The organism is Chloroflexota bacterium (assembly GCA_014360805.1).
Lineage (GTDB): Bacteria > Chloroflexota > Anaerolineae > DTLA01 > DTLA01 > DTLA01.
On record JACIWU010000018.1, the window covers coordinates 1 to 13,794 of the forward strand.

Genomic DNA, 13,794 nt, shown 5'->3' on the forward strand with positions numbered 1-13,794 from the left:
GGCTTTGGCGGGTGGGGCCGATGCTTCAGCGTCGGGCGCCACCGTCCCCTCTCCCGCTGGGAGAGGGCCAGGGTGAGGGGTGTTTGGATCGCGAAGGACACGAAAGGGCGCGAAAGCCGCGAAAGCGCGTCCCCTGGTGCCCGCGCGGGGCTGAACCCCCGCGCTGAATGAACCAAGCCCCCTTCGGGGCTACCCCAGCCCGCAGGGCTTTGCCCGTTCAGCCCGATGCTTCAGCGTCGGGCTGACGCACGGACAAATCCATGACTATTCGCGCCCTCGGTGGTCTCGGCGGCGAAATCCCGCGTGCCCTAGCGTCGGGCCTCGTCCAGGGCGCGGCCGATGTTGCGCAGCCCCTCGGTCAACTCGTCGGGCCTCGGCCACCCGTAGCCGATGCGCATGTAGCGCCGATCCATCTCAAACCAGTGCCCAGGCCCTACGAAAGTCCCGTACTTCTGATTCAGGATGCGGTAGAACCCGTCCACGTCCACCCCGCTGTCGGCCCGAATGCGCGGGAAACACACGACCCCTCCGGACGGCTCCACCCACTCCAGGTCGCGCTGCGTCGCCATCCACTGTTTGACTTCCGCAAACGCCTGGCGGCTGCGCGCACGAATCGGGGCCAAAATCTGCTCCTTGTGGGCCAGCACGTGCGCGGCGATGGCCTCGTCCACCGCCGAATTGCAGATCACGATCTGCTCCTTGGCGGCCAGGAACGTCTCTTGCAATTGGGGGTCGCGGGTGATGATCCAGCCGATGCGGATGCCGGGCAGGCCGTAGGCTTTGGACAGCGACGACACGCTGATGCAGCGCGGGCTGATGGACGCGGCCACCAGCGTCGGCTCGCCGAAATGCATTTGCCGATAGGTCTCATCCACCAGCAGATACGCGCCGCTCTGTTCGGCCAGCGCTGCGGCGGCGCGCAGGTCTGCTTCCGTCATGGCCGCGCCGGTGGGGTTGTGGGGCGTCGTCAGGCTGATGAGGCGCATGTCGCGGTCCAGCAACGCGCCCAAGGCTGCCATGTCAAAGCGGAACCCCTGCTCAAACTCCAGGCGCAACAGCGCGACAGAGCACCCGATGGCGCGCGGCGTCTCCACGTTCGTCGCGTAGTTCGGGTGCATCACCACGACGCGGTCCGACGGGGTCAGCAGCGACGTGGCCACGATGAACAGCGCGGCGGCGGCCCCAGAGGTAACCAGAACATCGTCCGCGGTCAGGTCGCGCCCCTCCGCGGCGATGAGTTCCCGCAGGTCGCGCCGCCCTCGGTGGTCCGTGTACGCCAGCGTCAGGTCGCCCAGGTCCACCCCCAGGTCGGCCAGGCGCAAATCCGACACGGAACTCTCGGTCAGGTTGCAGCGGATGTTGGCGTAGCCCAGTTGCTCCGGCGACTCAATCTCTATGGGCATGCGACGGTATTTCATAGGACACCTCCTGGCGCGGCGATGGTACCAAAGGCGGGCGGCACTGTCAACACGATGCGGCTCGCAGAAGGCGATCGCGTGCCGATGCTAGCCCCGAATCCGCGCGCACCCGTCCGGCATGAGGGCCTGCATCGTGCCAAGTTGCCCTACGCCGCCCCGCGAAATATAATCGCGGGTGGAGGACAAGCCCGCATGATCTTTGCCGCCTACCTTGCAGAAGGCTCCGCGACCGCCTGGCGCGAGGCCGTGGCGCGACACGCCCGCTGGCTGGGCCTGGCCGTCCGCGCAGGCGCGATCCCCCTGGCCGACGGGCGCGCCTTCCACTTCACCTGGCTTGGGCCTGCGTCGGCGCCGGACGGCGAGCCCAATCGGTCGGCGGATGACACTCCGGTGATCCTTTCCGCATCGGGAAGCATGGCCCCCGCACCCGAGGCCCGCACGCCGGGCGACATGGTGCGCCTGCTGGGCGACATGCGTCTGCCCGCCGCCATCCGCATCGGCGTTGTGCCTGCGGCAGGCGAGGCCGTGGCCGCCGTGCCGCCCGCCGCGGTGGAGCAACTGTACTTCGCCCGCGTGGGCGGCGGGTGCGCATTGAGCAACGACCTGCGCCTCATGGCGCGCCTGGCGAGCAGCGACCTAGACGAGGCGGGTGTGCTGGGCCTGTTGCGCTACGGGCTGACCCCCGCGCCGCTGACCCTGTTTCGCAACGTGCGGCGCGTGCCGGTTGGTCACCTCGCGCGCATCGCGCCCGCTGTCGAGCCTGCGCTGACGCGGTTCGCCGTCCTGGGCGACCCGTCGCACCGCGAGGCCGGCGCTGCCGATCCCGAAGCCTACATCCGCGAGACGCTGGACGACATCCTGCGCCGCGTGCCGCCATCGCCTGTCGTCTATTTCAGCGGCGGGGTGGATTCGGCGCTCATCGCGGCGCGGCTGACGGCCCTCGGTCGCAACGATGCCATCTTACTCAACTACGCCTTCGGCGCGGATGACGAGAAGGCGCGCCTATCCGGGCGCATCGCACGATACTTGGGTCTGCGCCTGGAGCAAATGTCGTGGAATTCGGCGGAGATTCCCGCCGTGATGGGGCGGCTGGGGCGCGACTATCCGTTCCCGTTCTCCGACACGGCGCTGATTCCCGGAAATGCCCTGGCCCACGCGGCTGTGTCGCTGGCCGGCGCGTCTCGCACCACGCTGCACGGCGTGGGCGCGGGGGCGCTGTTCGGCCAGCGGCTCCACATCCGGCGCCTTTGGCGACCGCTGGGTTGGATGCCGACGTTCGCGCGCCGCGTCCTCGCGTGGCCCTACGGGGCGCTGGGGCTGTGGCGGCGCGAGTCGGGCCTGGAGCGCCTGTTCTCCGCGCTTCGGCGCAGCGCCTACGCTCCCATCGTCCACGCCATGATGACTGAGCACCCCATGGACGGCATCGCGTACACCTTGTCGCCGGGGGTTCGCCGCCGACTGGACGCGACGGTCCGCGAGTACGTGGAACCCTTGTCGGCGGGCCGCGACTACGACCTGCTGACGAGTGTCATCCACCAGATGTACTTCACATCGCGGGAATTCTCGGCCATCGTGCTGGGGCCGCAGATGGCCGCGGGCGTGGAGTCGGTGGCCCCGTTCATGGAGCCGCTCATGATGCAGCGCGGGTTCGCCCTGACGTGGGACGAGAAGCGGCCGCACGGCGTGCCCAAGGGATTGCTCCGCAACCTGCTGGCCCGCAGCCTGCCGCCCGAACTAGTGCCGGCAGGCGGGTCGTTCCTGGCGCCCCAGGCGGAAATCTACGCCCACCCCGCCATGCGCGCCCTCATCCACGACGTGGTGCTGGCCCCTGACAACCCGCTGCTGGGATTCTGCCGCCCGCGCACGGTGGCCGAGATGCTGGCTCGGCTGGAAAGCGGGCGAACCCTCGCGGCCGACGCGCGCAAGTTCGCCTGGACGCTGGTCTTCACGTCGGTTTGGTTGCGGCAGGTTCGCTCCCAAATTTAAACTTCCTCGCCCATTTCTCCCTTGTCAAAATCTGCGTTCTCCTGTACAATAGAACAAACGTTCTAAACAGCGCGACAGCCCCCGCGTCTTTGGGGAGGGCCTGTGAACCGCTCTCGTTCTGGCCGGCAACGGCCCGGCATCTACTGGAAAACGGGCTCCAACTATGCGCCCATAGACTATCCGTGTCGCGAAACGGCTACCGCTGCCCTGCGCCCCGTGCCGCCGGGCCAGACGCGCGCCCAACTGTTCTGCAGCCGCTGCACAGCCCAGCGGTGCATCCTGGATCGGCATGTCCAGCGACGGCCACCCGGCCCCGGCCGCGCCATGAACAACGCGGGCTTCCGCGCCGCATGCCGCCGTGCCGGCCTCAGCCATCAGGGCAAGCCTCTTGCCCACACCTGCTGGAACTGCGTGAACCTGCGCCGCCTGGTGGGGCTTGATCTGGCGTCCGAGGTGTACATCTGCCACTGGCGCTATGCCGACGCGCCCCGCGAAGTCCTCATCCGTGAGGCGCGCACCCGCCGCACGCTGATTGCCCGCAAGCCGTCCACGCCGGTGCACGGCTGCGGCGGCGTCGGGTTCGCGCTCCGCCTGGGGCCGATAGAGGACCGGCCTGTCTAGCGGGCCGACGGCGGACCACCATTTCTCAGACAAAGGCACAAAGACGCAAAGCAACTCCCCCTTGTGTCTTCGTGTCTTTGTGTGGAATCCCGTTCCCGCGCAAAAGGCAAGGCGTGGCCGAGGGGGTGGGTTTGATTTTTCGGCGACTGTGGGATAAGATGAGGCCATGAACATGCTGATCACGGGCGGAGCGGGCTACATCGGATCCCACCTGGCCGACCGCCTTCTGGCCGACGGGCACTCTGTCATCGCGCTGGACGATTTGAGCACGGGGCGGCTTGACAACGTGGCCCACCTGCGCGACAACCCGCGCTTTTCGTGGGTCCAGGGCGACGTGCGGGATGCGGCGCTGGTGGCCCGCCTCGTGGAGCGGAGCGACCTGGTGTTCCACCTGGCCGCGGTGGTGGGGGTGGCCCATGTCGTCGCCGATCCGCTGCGGTGCATCCAGGTCAACGTCGGGGGAACCGAGTCGGTGCTCGCGGCGGCTTTCGCCCACAAGCGCCGCGTCCTGTTCGCGTCGTCGTCCGAAGTGTACGGCAAGAGCAACCGCATCCCGTTTCGCGAGGAGGATGATCGCGTTCTGGGGGCCACGTGGGTTCCCCGATGGGCCTATGCCGTCTCCAAGGCGCTGGACGAGCACCTGTGCTTCGCCTACGCCGCCCGCGGGCTGGAGGTCTCGGTCGTTCGGTATTTCAATTCCTACGGCCCGCGCATGGACGGTCGGGGCTACGGGAGCGTGGTGGCCCGCTTTGTCTCGCAAGCCCTGAAGGGCGAGCCGCTCACCGTGTACGGCGATGGGCAACAGACCCGCTGCTTCACCTACGTCGCCGACACGGTGGAGGGAACCGTGCGCGCGGCGACCCGCACCGAAGCCCTCGGCCAGGCGTTCAACATCGGGAGCGATCGTGAGGTAACGATCCAGAACCTGGCAGAGATCGTGCTCGCCCTCACGGGCAGCGCGTCGCCCATCGTGCGCGTGCCTTACGAGAAAGTCTTCGGCGACGGTTTTGAGGAAGCCACGCGCCGCCGCCCCGCCATTGACAAGGCGCGGCGGCTGCTGGAGTTTGAGCCTGCCGTGTCGCTGGAAGACGGGTTGAGGCAAACGATCCGTTGGTTCGCGGAGCGAATTCACCGCTGACAAAAGCTCTAGACGGCGCAGATGCAGAGCCTGGGGCCAATGGCTGACAGCCAAATGCCCATGCAGAAAGACGCCTTACGAGGAGAGCATAGCGTTGACCGAGACGAAACTGGGCCGATACTGCGACAAGATCATTGAGGCGGGCTGGCTGGCAGCGCTCATCGCGGTGCCGCTGTTCTTCAACATCTACTCCAGCCGCGTGTTTGAGCCTGACAAACTTACCCTGCTGCGTTCCATCGTGATCGTGATGATCGCCGCGTGGGTCGTGAGCAAGGCGGAGGCGCGGCCATCCCTGTGGGAGCGCGTGCGTGCCACCCCCCTCGTCCTGCCGACCCTGCTGATGATCGCGACCTACCTCATCGCGCTGGCCTTCTCGCGCACACCCGCCATCAGTTGGAAGGGGTCCTACGTGCGGCTACAGGGCGTCTCGTCCACCTTCTCCTACATCGTCATCTTCTTCCTGATGCTGGAGCGGATGCGCACCCGCGACCAACTGGAGCGCGCCGTCCAGGCCGTCATCCTGAGCAGCGTGCCTGCGAGCCTGTACGGAATCTTGCAGCACTATCGGCTGGACCCGCTGCCCTGGGCGGGGGAAACCGCCGAGCGCGTGGCCTCCACCATGGGCAACGCCATCTTCATCGCCGCCTATCTCCTCATGGCCTTCTTCGTTACCCTGTACAGGGCGCTGCCCATATTCGGGCGGCTGGCGTCGTCCAAGGAGCAAGGCTCCCTACGCGACGCGATCCTGGGCGGCGTGTACCTGTTCATCATGGCGATTCAACTCGTGGCCATCTTCTTCACCCAGAGCCGCGGCCCCTGGCTTGGGCTGCTCGGCGGGCTGTACGCCTTCGTCCTGATCCTGCTGGTCTCGTTGCGGCAGCGCGCGGGGGGCGAGCGACGCATGGCGGCGGGCGACCTGGCGCGGGGGCTGGGCGTGGGGGCTGGCACCCTCGCGCTGGGCGGCGTCCTGGCGTGGGTGTGCATCGCCCGCCTCAAGTCGCCGCTGGTGGGCGTGGCGCTGCTGGGAGCGGTGGTCATCCTGTCCTACGTGATTCTCGTCCTGTCGCGCAAGGGGTGGCGGTGGCTGTGGATTTCCTGGATTGTCCAGACGCTGCTGGTGGCGGCGTTCCTGGTCGTGTTCAACCTGCCGCACACGCCGCTGGAATCGCTGCGCGAGACGCCCTACATCGGCCGCCTGGGCCAGGTCTTTGAGACCGAGAGCGGCACGGGCAAGGTGCGCGTGCTCATCTGGGAGGGCGCGGTGAAGATGATCGCGGCCAGCCCGCTGCGCGCTCTGGTCGGCTACGGCCCCGAGTCCATGTACGTTACCTACGAGCCGTTCTACCCGCCCGATTTGGCGCACTACGAGGCCCGCAACCGCACGCCCGACCGTTCGCACAACCAGACCTTTGATGCCCTGGCCTCCACGGGTATCCTGGGCTTCCTGGCGTACATGTTCCTGTTCTCCAGCGTGTTCTACTACGGCCTGCGGTGGCTGGGGCTGATCCGCTCCGACAGGGAGCGCAACCAGTTCGTGGGGTTCATCGTGGGCGGCGCGGTGATCGGCGCGCTGTTGGCAAGGGTGATCACGGGCGGATACGCCTTCGTCGGCGTGAGCCTGCCTGCGGGGTTCATCGCTGGCCTGGTGCTGTACCTCATCGTCGCCGCCGTGAACCCGACCGCCGGCGAGGCGGATGCGCTGCCTGGCGAGGACAGGCTGCTCATCGCCGCGCTCATGGCGGCCATCCTGGGGCACTTCATAGAGATTCACTTCGGCTTCGTCATCGCTGCCACGGGCACATACTTCTGGGCGTTGGCGGCGCTGTTCGCCCTGGTCGGGTCGGGGCGCATCGGCGAGGCCGCGCCCGTGGAGGTCCCCAGGCCCGCGGCCCCCGTCCGACAAGACGCGGCCCGCAAGCACAAACGCAAGAAGCGCGTGCAGGCGGCAGCGCCCCGAGCGCCCCTCCAGCGGGCGGAAGGGCGGCGGTGGCGCGAGTTTCTCACCTACACGCTCATCGTGGTGCTCATCGTGGCCGTAGTGGCCTTTGATTTCACGTCCAATCAGGCCAGGGCGGCGAGCATCCCCGACATCCTGTGGAATTCCATCGCCAAGGTGGGCTTGCTGACGGCGGAGCCGCGCGGGTCGTGGGGGATGGCCATGCTGTTCGCGCTGACGGTGCTCACGGGAGCCGCCGTAACGTTCCACCGCGCCTACGACGCCGACGATGACCCGCCGAGCGGGGGGTGGGTGCTGGGAGCGGCGGCGGTTTTCCTGGCCGCGGTGGTGTTGATTCCGCTGGCCGTGGCCTGGGCCAAAGCCGACTTGCTGCGGGTCGGCAAGGATGTGAGCGGAATCATCGCGCGGTGGTACGTCCTCTTCTTCGCGCTCGTCTTTGCGCTGGGGGCGGCCCTGTACCGCCCAGGCCCGTCGCCGCGGCGGTACCTGCGCGCCGAGGTCTCCTGGGCCTACGTTGTCCTGGCCGTCGTCGCGGGCCTCATCATCTGGCAGGGCAACGGGGTCCTGGTCAAGGCCGACATCCTGTACCAGCAAGGGTACCTGCTGGAACAGGACTACCTGAAGAACGCTCCCCAACTCAATACGGAGCAGCGGCTCCAGGTCCTGGATCGCGTGCTTGGGCTGTACAAGAGCGCCATTCGGTATGCCCCGTCCGAGGACTTCTACTACCTGGCCGAGGCGCGGGTATATCAGCAGATGGTGCCGTTGGCCCAGACGCCCCAGAAGAAGCAGGTCCTGCTCAACGAGGGCATCGCCACGGTGGAGAAGGCCCGCTCCATCTACCCGCTGAACGTGGACCATACGGCCAACATGGGCCGCTTCTACCGCACGTGGGCGGAACAGGCCAGCGACCCGACCGAGAAGCGCGAGAAACTCCAACTGGCGTCCGACTACTACGCCCAGGCCACGCAACTCAGCCCCAACAAGGCGCACCTGTACAACGAGTGGGCGCTGACGTACTACCTCATGGGCGACTACGAGAACGCGAGGGCGAAACTGGAGAAGTCGCTGTCGCTGGATGCGGAGTACGATCAGACCTACCTGCTGCTTGGGCAGTTGTACACGCAAGAGGGCGACTGGGCCAGGGCCGAAGAGATGTATCGCAAGGCCGTGGAACTGAACCCCAACGCGGTGGAATCCATCAGCATGTTGGGATACGTCCTTGACCAGCAGGGCAAGATCACCGAGGCCATCGCTCAGAACCTGCGCGTGCTGGAACTGGCCCCGCGAGATTACATCACGATCCGCAACCTGGCGGTGCTGTACAACAAGGCTGGGGATGTGGGGCAGGCGCTGGCCTATGCCAGGCTGGCGCTGGAGGTGGCGCCCGAACAGGACAAGGCCCAACTGGAGCAGTTCGTGGCGCAGTTGGAGGCGCTGGCGACGCAGAAGTAGGGCGAGTTCGCAGGAGCGCGCACGATGCTAGTCTACATGCTCATCTTCCTATCCGCGCTGTTGCTGGCGGTAGGGGCGACGCCGCTGGCGAAGCGGTTGGCCCTGCGGGTGGGCGCGGTGGATCAGCCCAGCCCGCGCAAGGTGCACCGAGTGCCCATGCCACGCCTGGGCGGCGTGGCCATCTACCTAGCATTCATGGCGGCGCTGGTGGCCTTCGGCCAGTGGTTCCCCATCGCGCAGGTCGTGAGCATCTTCATCGGGGCCACGCTGGTCTCGTTCCTAGGGCTGTGGGATGACCGATGGGGCGTGGGGCCGATGTGGAAACTGTTGGGGCAAATCGGCGCGGCGCTGATTCTGGCGTTTTCGGGCGTGCGCATCGGCCTGTTCCCCTACGCATGGTTGAACGTGGGGGTTACGGTCTTCTGGGTGGTGTACATCACCAACGCCATGAACCTGCTGGACAACATGGATGGGTTGAGCGGCGGCATCGCGGCGGTGGCGTCGGCGTACTTCTTGCTGCTGGCGGCGATGAGCGGGCAGTACCTGGTGGGCGCGCTGGCGGCGGCGCTGCTGGGGGCGAGCCTGGGGTTCCTGGTGTACAACTACAACCCCGCCAGCATCTTCATGGGCGATAGCGGCGCGCTGTTCATCGGGTTCCTGCTGGCCGCGCTGGGCATCAAACTGCGCTTTCCCCAGAACTACGTCATCGTTACGTGGATGGTGCCCGTGCTGGTGCTGGGGCTGCCCATCTTTGACACGGCGCTGGTGATCGTGTCGCGGCTTCGGCGGGGCGTGAACCCGCTGACCACGCCTGGCAAGGATCACATCTCGCATCGGCTGGTGGCGCGGGGGCTAACGCCGCGCGAGGCGGTGCTCACGCTGTACCTGGTGGGGTGCGGACTTGGGATGTTGGCGGTGTTCGTAACCCAGGCCAGTATTCCCGAGGGGTACGCCGTTGGCGGCGCGGTGGCGCTGGCGGCGTTGTACGCGCTGTGGCGCTACGAGTTCAAGGGCCGCGCCCGCACCGCTGACGGGTAACGGGTAACGGCTAACGGCTGACCGCTATCTGGGAGATGACCCGTTGAACGATTCGCTGGAACGCAAAATTGCCAATCGCGAGGCGCGGGTCTGCGTCATCGGTCTGGGCTACGTGGGGCTGCCGCTGGCGGTGGAACTGGCCCGCGTGGGGTTTGCCGTAACGGGGCTGGACACCGACTCGGCCCGCGTGGGGGCGCTGGCGCGGGGCGAGAGTTACATCGCCGACGTGGCCGAGGCCGACCTGCGCGCCGTGGTGCAGAGCGGCCGCCTGCGCGCCACCTGGGACTACGCCGCGCTGGACGACGCCGACGTCATCTTCATCTGCGTGCCCACGCCCTTCACGGCCACGCGCTCGCCCGACCTGTCCTTCGTCCTGAGCGCGGCGCGGGGCATCGCGGCGCACCTGCGCCCTGGCCGCCTGGTCGTGTTGCAGAGCACCACCTACCCTGGCACGACGGAAGACGAGGTGCTGCCGATTCTGGAGACGTCGGGGCTGGAGGCGGGGGTGGATTTCCACCTGGCCTTCTCGCCCGAGCGCATCAATCCAGGCGACCGCCAGCACACCGTGCGGAGCACGCCGAAGGTGGTGGGCGGGCTGACCCCGCGGTGCGCGGAGTTGGCGGCCCTCGTCCTGGCGCAACTCCATCCCTCGGTGCACGTGGTTTCATCGCCCAGGGCCGCCGAGATGACGAAACTTCTGGAGAACATCTTCCGCAGCGTCAACATCGCCCTGGTCAACGAGATAGCCCTGCTGTGCGAGCGGATGGGGATTGACGTGTGGGAGGTGATAGAGGCGGCGTCCACCAAGCCCTTCGGGTTCATGCCGTTCTACCCTGGGCCTGGCGTCGGCGGGCATTGCATTCCGGTGGATCCCTACTATCTCCTCTGGAAGGCGCGGGAGTACGATTTTCACACAAAATTCATTGAACTGGCTGCCGAGGTCAACCAGGAGATGCCCTACCATGTAGTGGAACGCATTGCCGAGGCGCTGAACGCCCAGGGCAAGACGATGCGCGGCGCGCGGATTCTCCTCCTGGGCGTGGCCTTCAAGAAGGACGTGGACGATGCCCGCAACTCGCCCGCGGAGCGCATCGCCGAACTCCTGTTGGCGAAAGGCGCGAACCTAGAGTACAATGATCCATACATCCCGCGTTTCTCGGTGGGCGGGGACGTGTTCTATCCCACGAGGGTCGTCATGGAATCCACACCGCTGACGCGGGAGACGCTGCAAGAAACCGATTGCGCCGTGATCCTGGCCGCCCACAGCGCGTATGACTTCGCCTGGATTGTGGCGGAGGCTCCGCTGGTCGTGGACGCCGTCAACGCGACGCGGGGCGTTGGGGCGGACGCAGGCAACGTGTGGCGCATCGGCGCACCAGGCATTGGGAGGGCGCATGGCTAAGAAGGCGAAAAAGGGACGCGGCAAACCCAGGCAGCCGAGGAGTGCTCGCCGTCCGGCACCGAAACCCTCTCGCTGGGCGCGAATCTCCGACTGGGCCCGCAGGAACCGCGCGCTGGTCGGCGGGCTGGGTGCCCTGCTGGCCGTCGTGCTGATCGCCGTAACCTGGGCGGCGATGGAAAGGACAAATGCGAATATGACGAAACCGAAGCAGTGGAGTTCCCCGCCCCCGATGACCATTGACCCCACCAAGCAGTACTTCGCCATCCTGAAGACCGAGAAGGGCGACATCCGTATCCAACTGTTTGCCGACAAGGCGCCCAAGACGGTGAACAACTTCGTGTTCCTGGCGCGGCAGGGGTTCTACGACAACACTACGTTCCACCGCGTCATCCCCGGGTTTATGGCGCAGGGCGGCGACCCCACCGGCACCGGCTCGGGTGGGCCTGGATACCAGTTCGCCGACGAGTTCCACCCCGACCTCAAGCATGATTCCGAGGGCATCCTGTCCATGGCCAACGCGGGCCCCAACACCAACGGCAGCCAGTTCTTCATCACCTACGCGCCCCAGCCCCACTTGGACGGGCATCATGCCGTGTTCGGCAAGGTGGTGTCGGGCATGGATGTGCTCCAGGCGCTGACGCCCAGGGATCCGCGCACCAACCCGACGTTCAGCGGAGACCGCCTTCTGACGGTGGTGATAGAGGAGAAGTAGGGGATGGCGGAAGCACGGGCGGAAGCACGGGCCGAAACCGTGGCACAGGAACGCGCCCAACGTGCCCGCATGACGGTGCTCCGCATCGTCGTGCTGCTCATCGTCCTGGGGGTTACGGGCCTCATCGTGTACTTCCGCGACCGCCTACAGCAGTTCGCCGCGTATGGCTATCCGGGCGTGTTCCTCGTGAGCCTGGCGGGCAACGCGACGGTGATCCTGCCGGCGCCGAGTTTGGCTGTGGTGTTCGCCATGGGGGCGGTGCTGAAGCCGGTCCTGGTGGGGTTGGTGGCGGGGGTCGGCGAGGCGCTCGGCGAGTTGACCGGCTACCTGGCCGGGTTCAGCGGGCGCGCCCTGATTGAGAACCGCGCCCGCTACGAACAGATCACGGCATGGATGCGCAGAAACGGCGCGCTGACCGTCCTCACGCTTTCCTTCATCCCCAACCCCTTCTTTGACCTGGCCGGCATGGCCGCCGGGGCGCTCAAGTACCCGGTCTGGAAGTTTCTGCTCTTCTGCTGGGCGGGCAAGACGATGAAGACCACGTTGATCGCGCTGGCAGGCGCACAGTCGGTTACGTTCATAGAGCGATTCCTCCACTAGAGGCCGGCACCGCCTCTTGTGGAAAAATACAACAGCAAGGAGGCGACTATGAAGGAACTGACCATCAGCGTCATCAAGGCCGACATCGGGGGGTACGTAGGGCATTCTGCGAGCCATCCGGCCCTCATCCAGAGAGCCCAGGAGGCCCTGCAAGAAGCCAAGTCGCGGGGTACGCTTGTGGACTTCCACGTGTCCTACTGCGGCGACGATTTGAACCTCATCATGACGCACAGGCTCGGCAACGATAGCGAGACCATCCATCAGTTGGCGTGGAACACGTTTGAGGCGTGCACCGAAGTGGCGCGCGCGCTCCACCTGTACGGCGCCGGACAGGATCTGCTGGCCGATGCGTTCTCGGGCAACGTGCGCGGGATGGGGCCTGGCGTCGCCGAGATGACTTTCGTGGAGCGCCCATCGGAGCCGATTGTCATCTTCATGGCCGACAAGACCGCCGCCGGGGCCTGGAACATGCCGCTGTATCGGATGTTTGTGGATCCGTTCAACACGGCGGGGCTGGTCATCTCGCCTTCGCTCCACGACGGGTTCAACATTGAGGTTTACGACGTGAAAAGCGCCAAGGCCATCGTGTTCAGTTGCCCGGCCGAGGTCTACGACCTGCTGGCCCTCATCGGGGCCACGGCTCGGTATGTGGTGAAGGCGGTGTACACTAAGAAGGGCGAGATTGCGGCGGCATCGTCCACCGAACGGCTCAGCCTCATCGCGGGCAAGTACGTAGGCAAGGACGATCCGGTGTGCATCGTGCGCAGCCAGAATCAGTTCCCGGCCATCGGCGAGATTCTGGAACCCTTCACCATGCCGCATGTGGTGGAGGGGTGCATGCGGGGGAGTTTCTTCGCGCCGCTGATGCCGGTGCCGCTGCGTTACGCGCAGACCAGCCGCTTTGACGGCCCGCCGCGGGTCGTGGCTCTGGGGTTCCAGATCGCCGACGGGCAACTGGTGGGGCCGCGCGACCTGTTTGACGACCCCGGATTTGACCAGGCGCGGCAGCAGTGCAACGCCCTCATGGACCACCTGCGGCGGCATGGCCCGTTTGAGCCGCACCGCCTGCCTATGGACGAGATGGAGTACACGACCCTGCCCCAGGTGCTGGAGAAATTGCAGGGCAGGTGGGTGGACGTGAAGTAGGGGCGCTGGGAGCGCTAAGGCTGTGCGGGGCATGCGTGGGGGCGGGGCGACCGGCGGAGGGGCGACCCGCAGGTCGCCCCTACCACAACGCCATCAATTCCCGCGGGAACGAGGTCAGCACTTCGGCCCCGTCGGCGGTGATGGCAACATCGTCCTCTATGCGCACGCCGCCCCGCCCGGGAAGGTAGATGCCCGGCTCCACCGTGAACGTCATCCCCGGCTCTAGGGGGAGCGCGTTGCCTTCCACGATGTAGGGCGGCTCGTGCACCTCCAGCCCGATGCCGTGGCCGGTGCGGTGGGTGAAGTATTCGCCGTAGCCCG

The 13,794-nt window shown here is 66.6% G+C and carries 10 protein-coding genes and 1 pseudogene (1 of these 11 only partly in view); 9 read left to right on the forward strand and 2 right to left on the reverse strand.

Going from position 1 to position 13,794, the window contains the following annotated elements:
* Window positions 1-308: 308 nt before the first annotated feature.
* Window positions 309-1,418 carry an aminotransferase class I/II-fold pyridoxal phosphate-dependent enzyme gene (locus H5T65_04705; protein ID MBC7258524.1) on the reverse strand — a complete coding sequence of 370 codons (1,110 nt, stop codon included), beginning with the start codon at window positions 1,416-1,418 and terminating at the stop codon, window positions 309-311.
* Window positions 1,419-1,610: 192 nt separating this feature from the next.
* Between H5T65_04705 and H5T65_04710 the strand changes: the two genes are divergently transcribed.
* The 9 genes from H5T65_04710 (at window position 1,611) to H5T65_04750 (ending at window position 13,473) form a co-directional block, all read left to right on the forward strand.
* Window positions 1,611-3,404 carry a hypothetical protein gene (locus H5T65_04710; protein MBC7258525.1) on the forward strand — a complete coding sequence of 598 codons (1,794 nt, stop codon included), beginning with the start codon at window positions 1,611-1,613 and terminating at the stop codon, window positions 3,402-3,404.
* 102 nt (window positions 3,405-3,506) lie between these two features.
* Complete coding sequence (locus tag H5T65_04715) at window positions 3,507-4,025, forward strand: hypothetical protein (protein MBC7258526.1); 519 nt, start codon at window positions 3,507-3,509, stop codon at window positions 4,023-4,025.
* A 166-nt stretch (window positions 4,026-4,191) separates the two neighbouring features.
* On the forward strand, window positions 4,192-5,163 hold the full coding sequence (locus H5T65_04720) for an SDR family NAD(P)-dependent oxidoreductase (GenBank protein MBC7258527.1): 972 nt from the start codon (window positions 4,192-4,194) through the stop codon (window positions 5,161-5,163).
* 94 nt (window positions 5,164-5,257) lie between these two features.
* Window positions 5,258-8,575, forward strand: coding sequence for a tetratricopeptide repeat protein (locus tag H5T65_04725; GenBank protein MBC7258528.1), 3,318 nt, complete (start codon window positions 5,258-5,260; stop codon window positions 8,573-8,575).
* Window positions 8,576-8,599: 24 nt separating this feature from the next.
* Window positions 8,600-9,613, forward strand: coding sequence for an undecaprenyl/decaprenyl-phosphate alpha-N-acetylglucosaminyl 1-phosphate transferase (locus H5T65_04730; GenBank protein ID MBC7258529.1), 1,014 nt, complete (start codon window positions 8,600-8,602; stop codon window positions 9,611-9,613).
* A gap of 28 nt (window positions 9,614-9,641) precedes the next feature.
* Window positions 9,642-11,015: a nucleotide sugar dehydrogenase gene (locus H5T65_04735; protein ID MBC7258530.1), complete on the forward strand. Its 1,374-nt coding sequence runs from the start codon at window positions 9,642-9,644 to the stop codon at window positions 11,013-11,015.
* Window positions 11,016-11,244: 229 nt separating this feature from the next.
* Window positions 11,245-11,727, forward strand: coding sequence for a peptidylprolyl isomerase (locus H5T65_04740; GenBank protein ID MBC7258531.1), 483 nt, complete (start codon window positions 11,245-11,247; stop codon window positions 11,725-11,727).
* A 3-nt stretch (window positions 11,728-11,730) separates the two neighbouring features.
* Window positions 11,731-12,327 carry a VTT domain-containing protein gene (locus H5T65_04745; protein ID MBC7258532.1) on the forward strand — a complete coding sequence of 199 codons (597 nt, stop codon included), beginning with the start codon at window positions 11,731-11,733 and terminating at the stop codon, window positions 12,325-12,327.
* A gap of 48 nt (window positions 12,328-12,375) precedes the next feature.
* On the forward strand, window positions 12,376-13,473 hold the full coding sequence (locus tag H5T65_04750) for a fructose 1,6-bisphosphatase (protein ID MBC7258533.1): 1,098 nt from the start codon (window positions 12,376-12,378) through the stop codon (window positions 13,471-13,473).
* Between the two features lie 79 nt (window positions 13,474-13,552).
* Here the strand turns inward: H5T65_04750 and H5T65_04755 are convergent.
* Window positions 13,553-13,794 (reverse strand): annotated as a pseudogene (locus H5T65_04755) (aminopeptidase P family protein); it runs 882 nt beyond the window's last position.

Coding starts and splice junctions, on each gene's coding strand:
- H5T65_04705 (MBC7258524.1), bottom strand. CDS start 1,418: ATGAAATACCGTCGCATGCCCATAGAGATTGAGTCGCCGGAGCAACTG.
- H5T65_04710 (MBC7258525.1), top strand. CDS start 1,611: ATGATCTTTGCCGCCTACCTTGCAGAAGGCTCCGCGACCGCCTGGCGC.
- H5T65_04720 (MBC7258527.1), top strand. CDS start 4,192: ATGAACATGCTGATCACGGGCGGAGCGGGCTACATCGGATCCCACCTG.
- H5T65_04730 (MBC7258529.1), top strand. CDS start 8,600: ATGCTAGTCTACATGCTCATCTTCCTATCCGCGCTGTTGCTGGCGGTA.
- H5T65_04740 (MBC7258531.1), top strand. CDS start 11,245: ATGACCATTGACCCCACCAAGCAGTACTTCGCCATCCTGAAGACCGAG.
- H5T65_04745 (MBC7258532.1), top strand. CDS start 11,731: ATGGCGGAAGCACGGGCGGAAGCACGGGCCGAAACCGTGGCACAGGAA.
- H5T65_04750 (MBC7258533.1), top strand. CDS start 12,376: ATGAAGGAACTGACCATCAGCGTCATCAAGGCCGACATCGGGGGGTAC.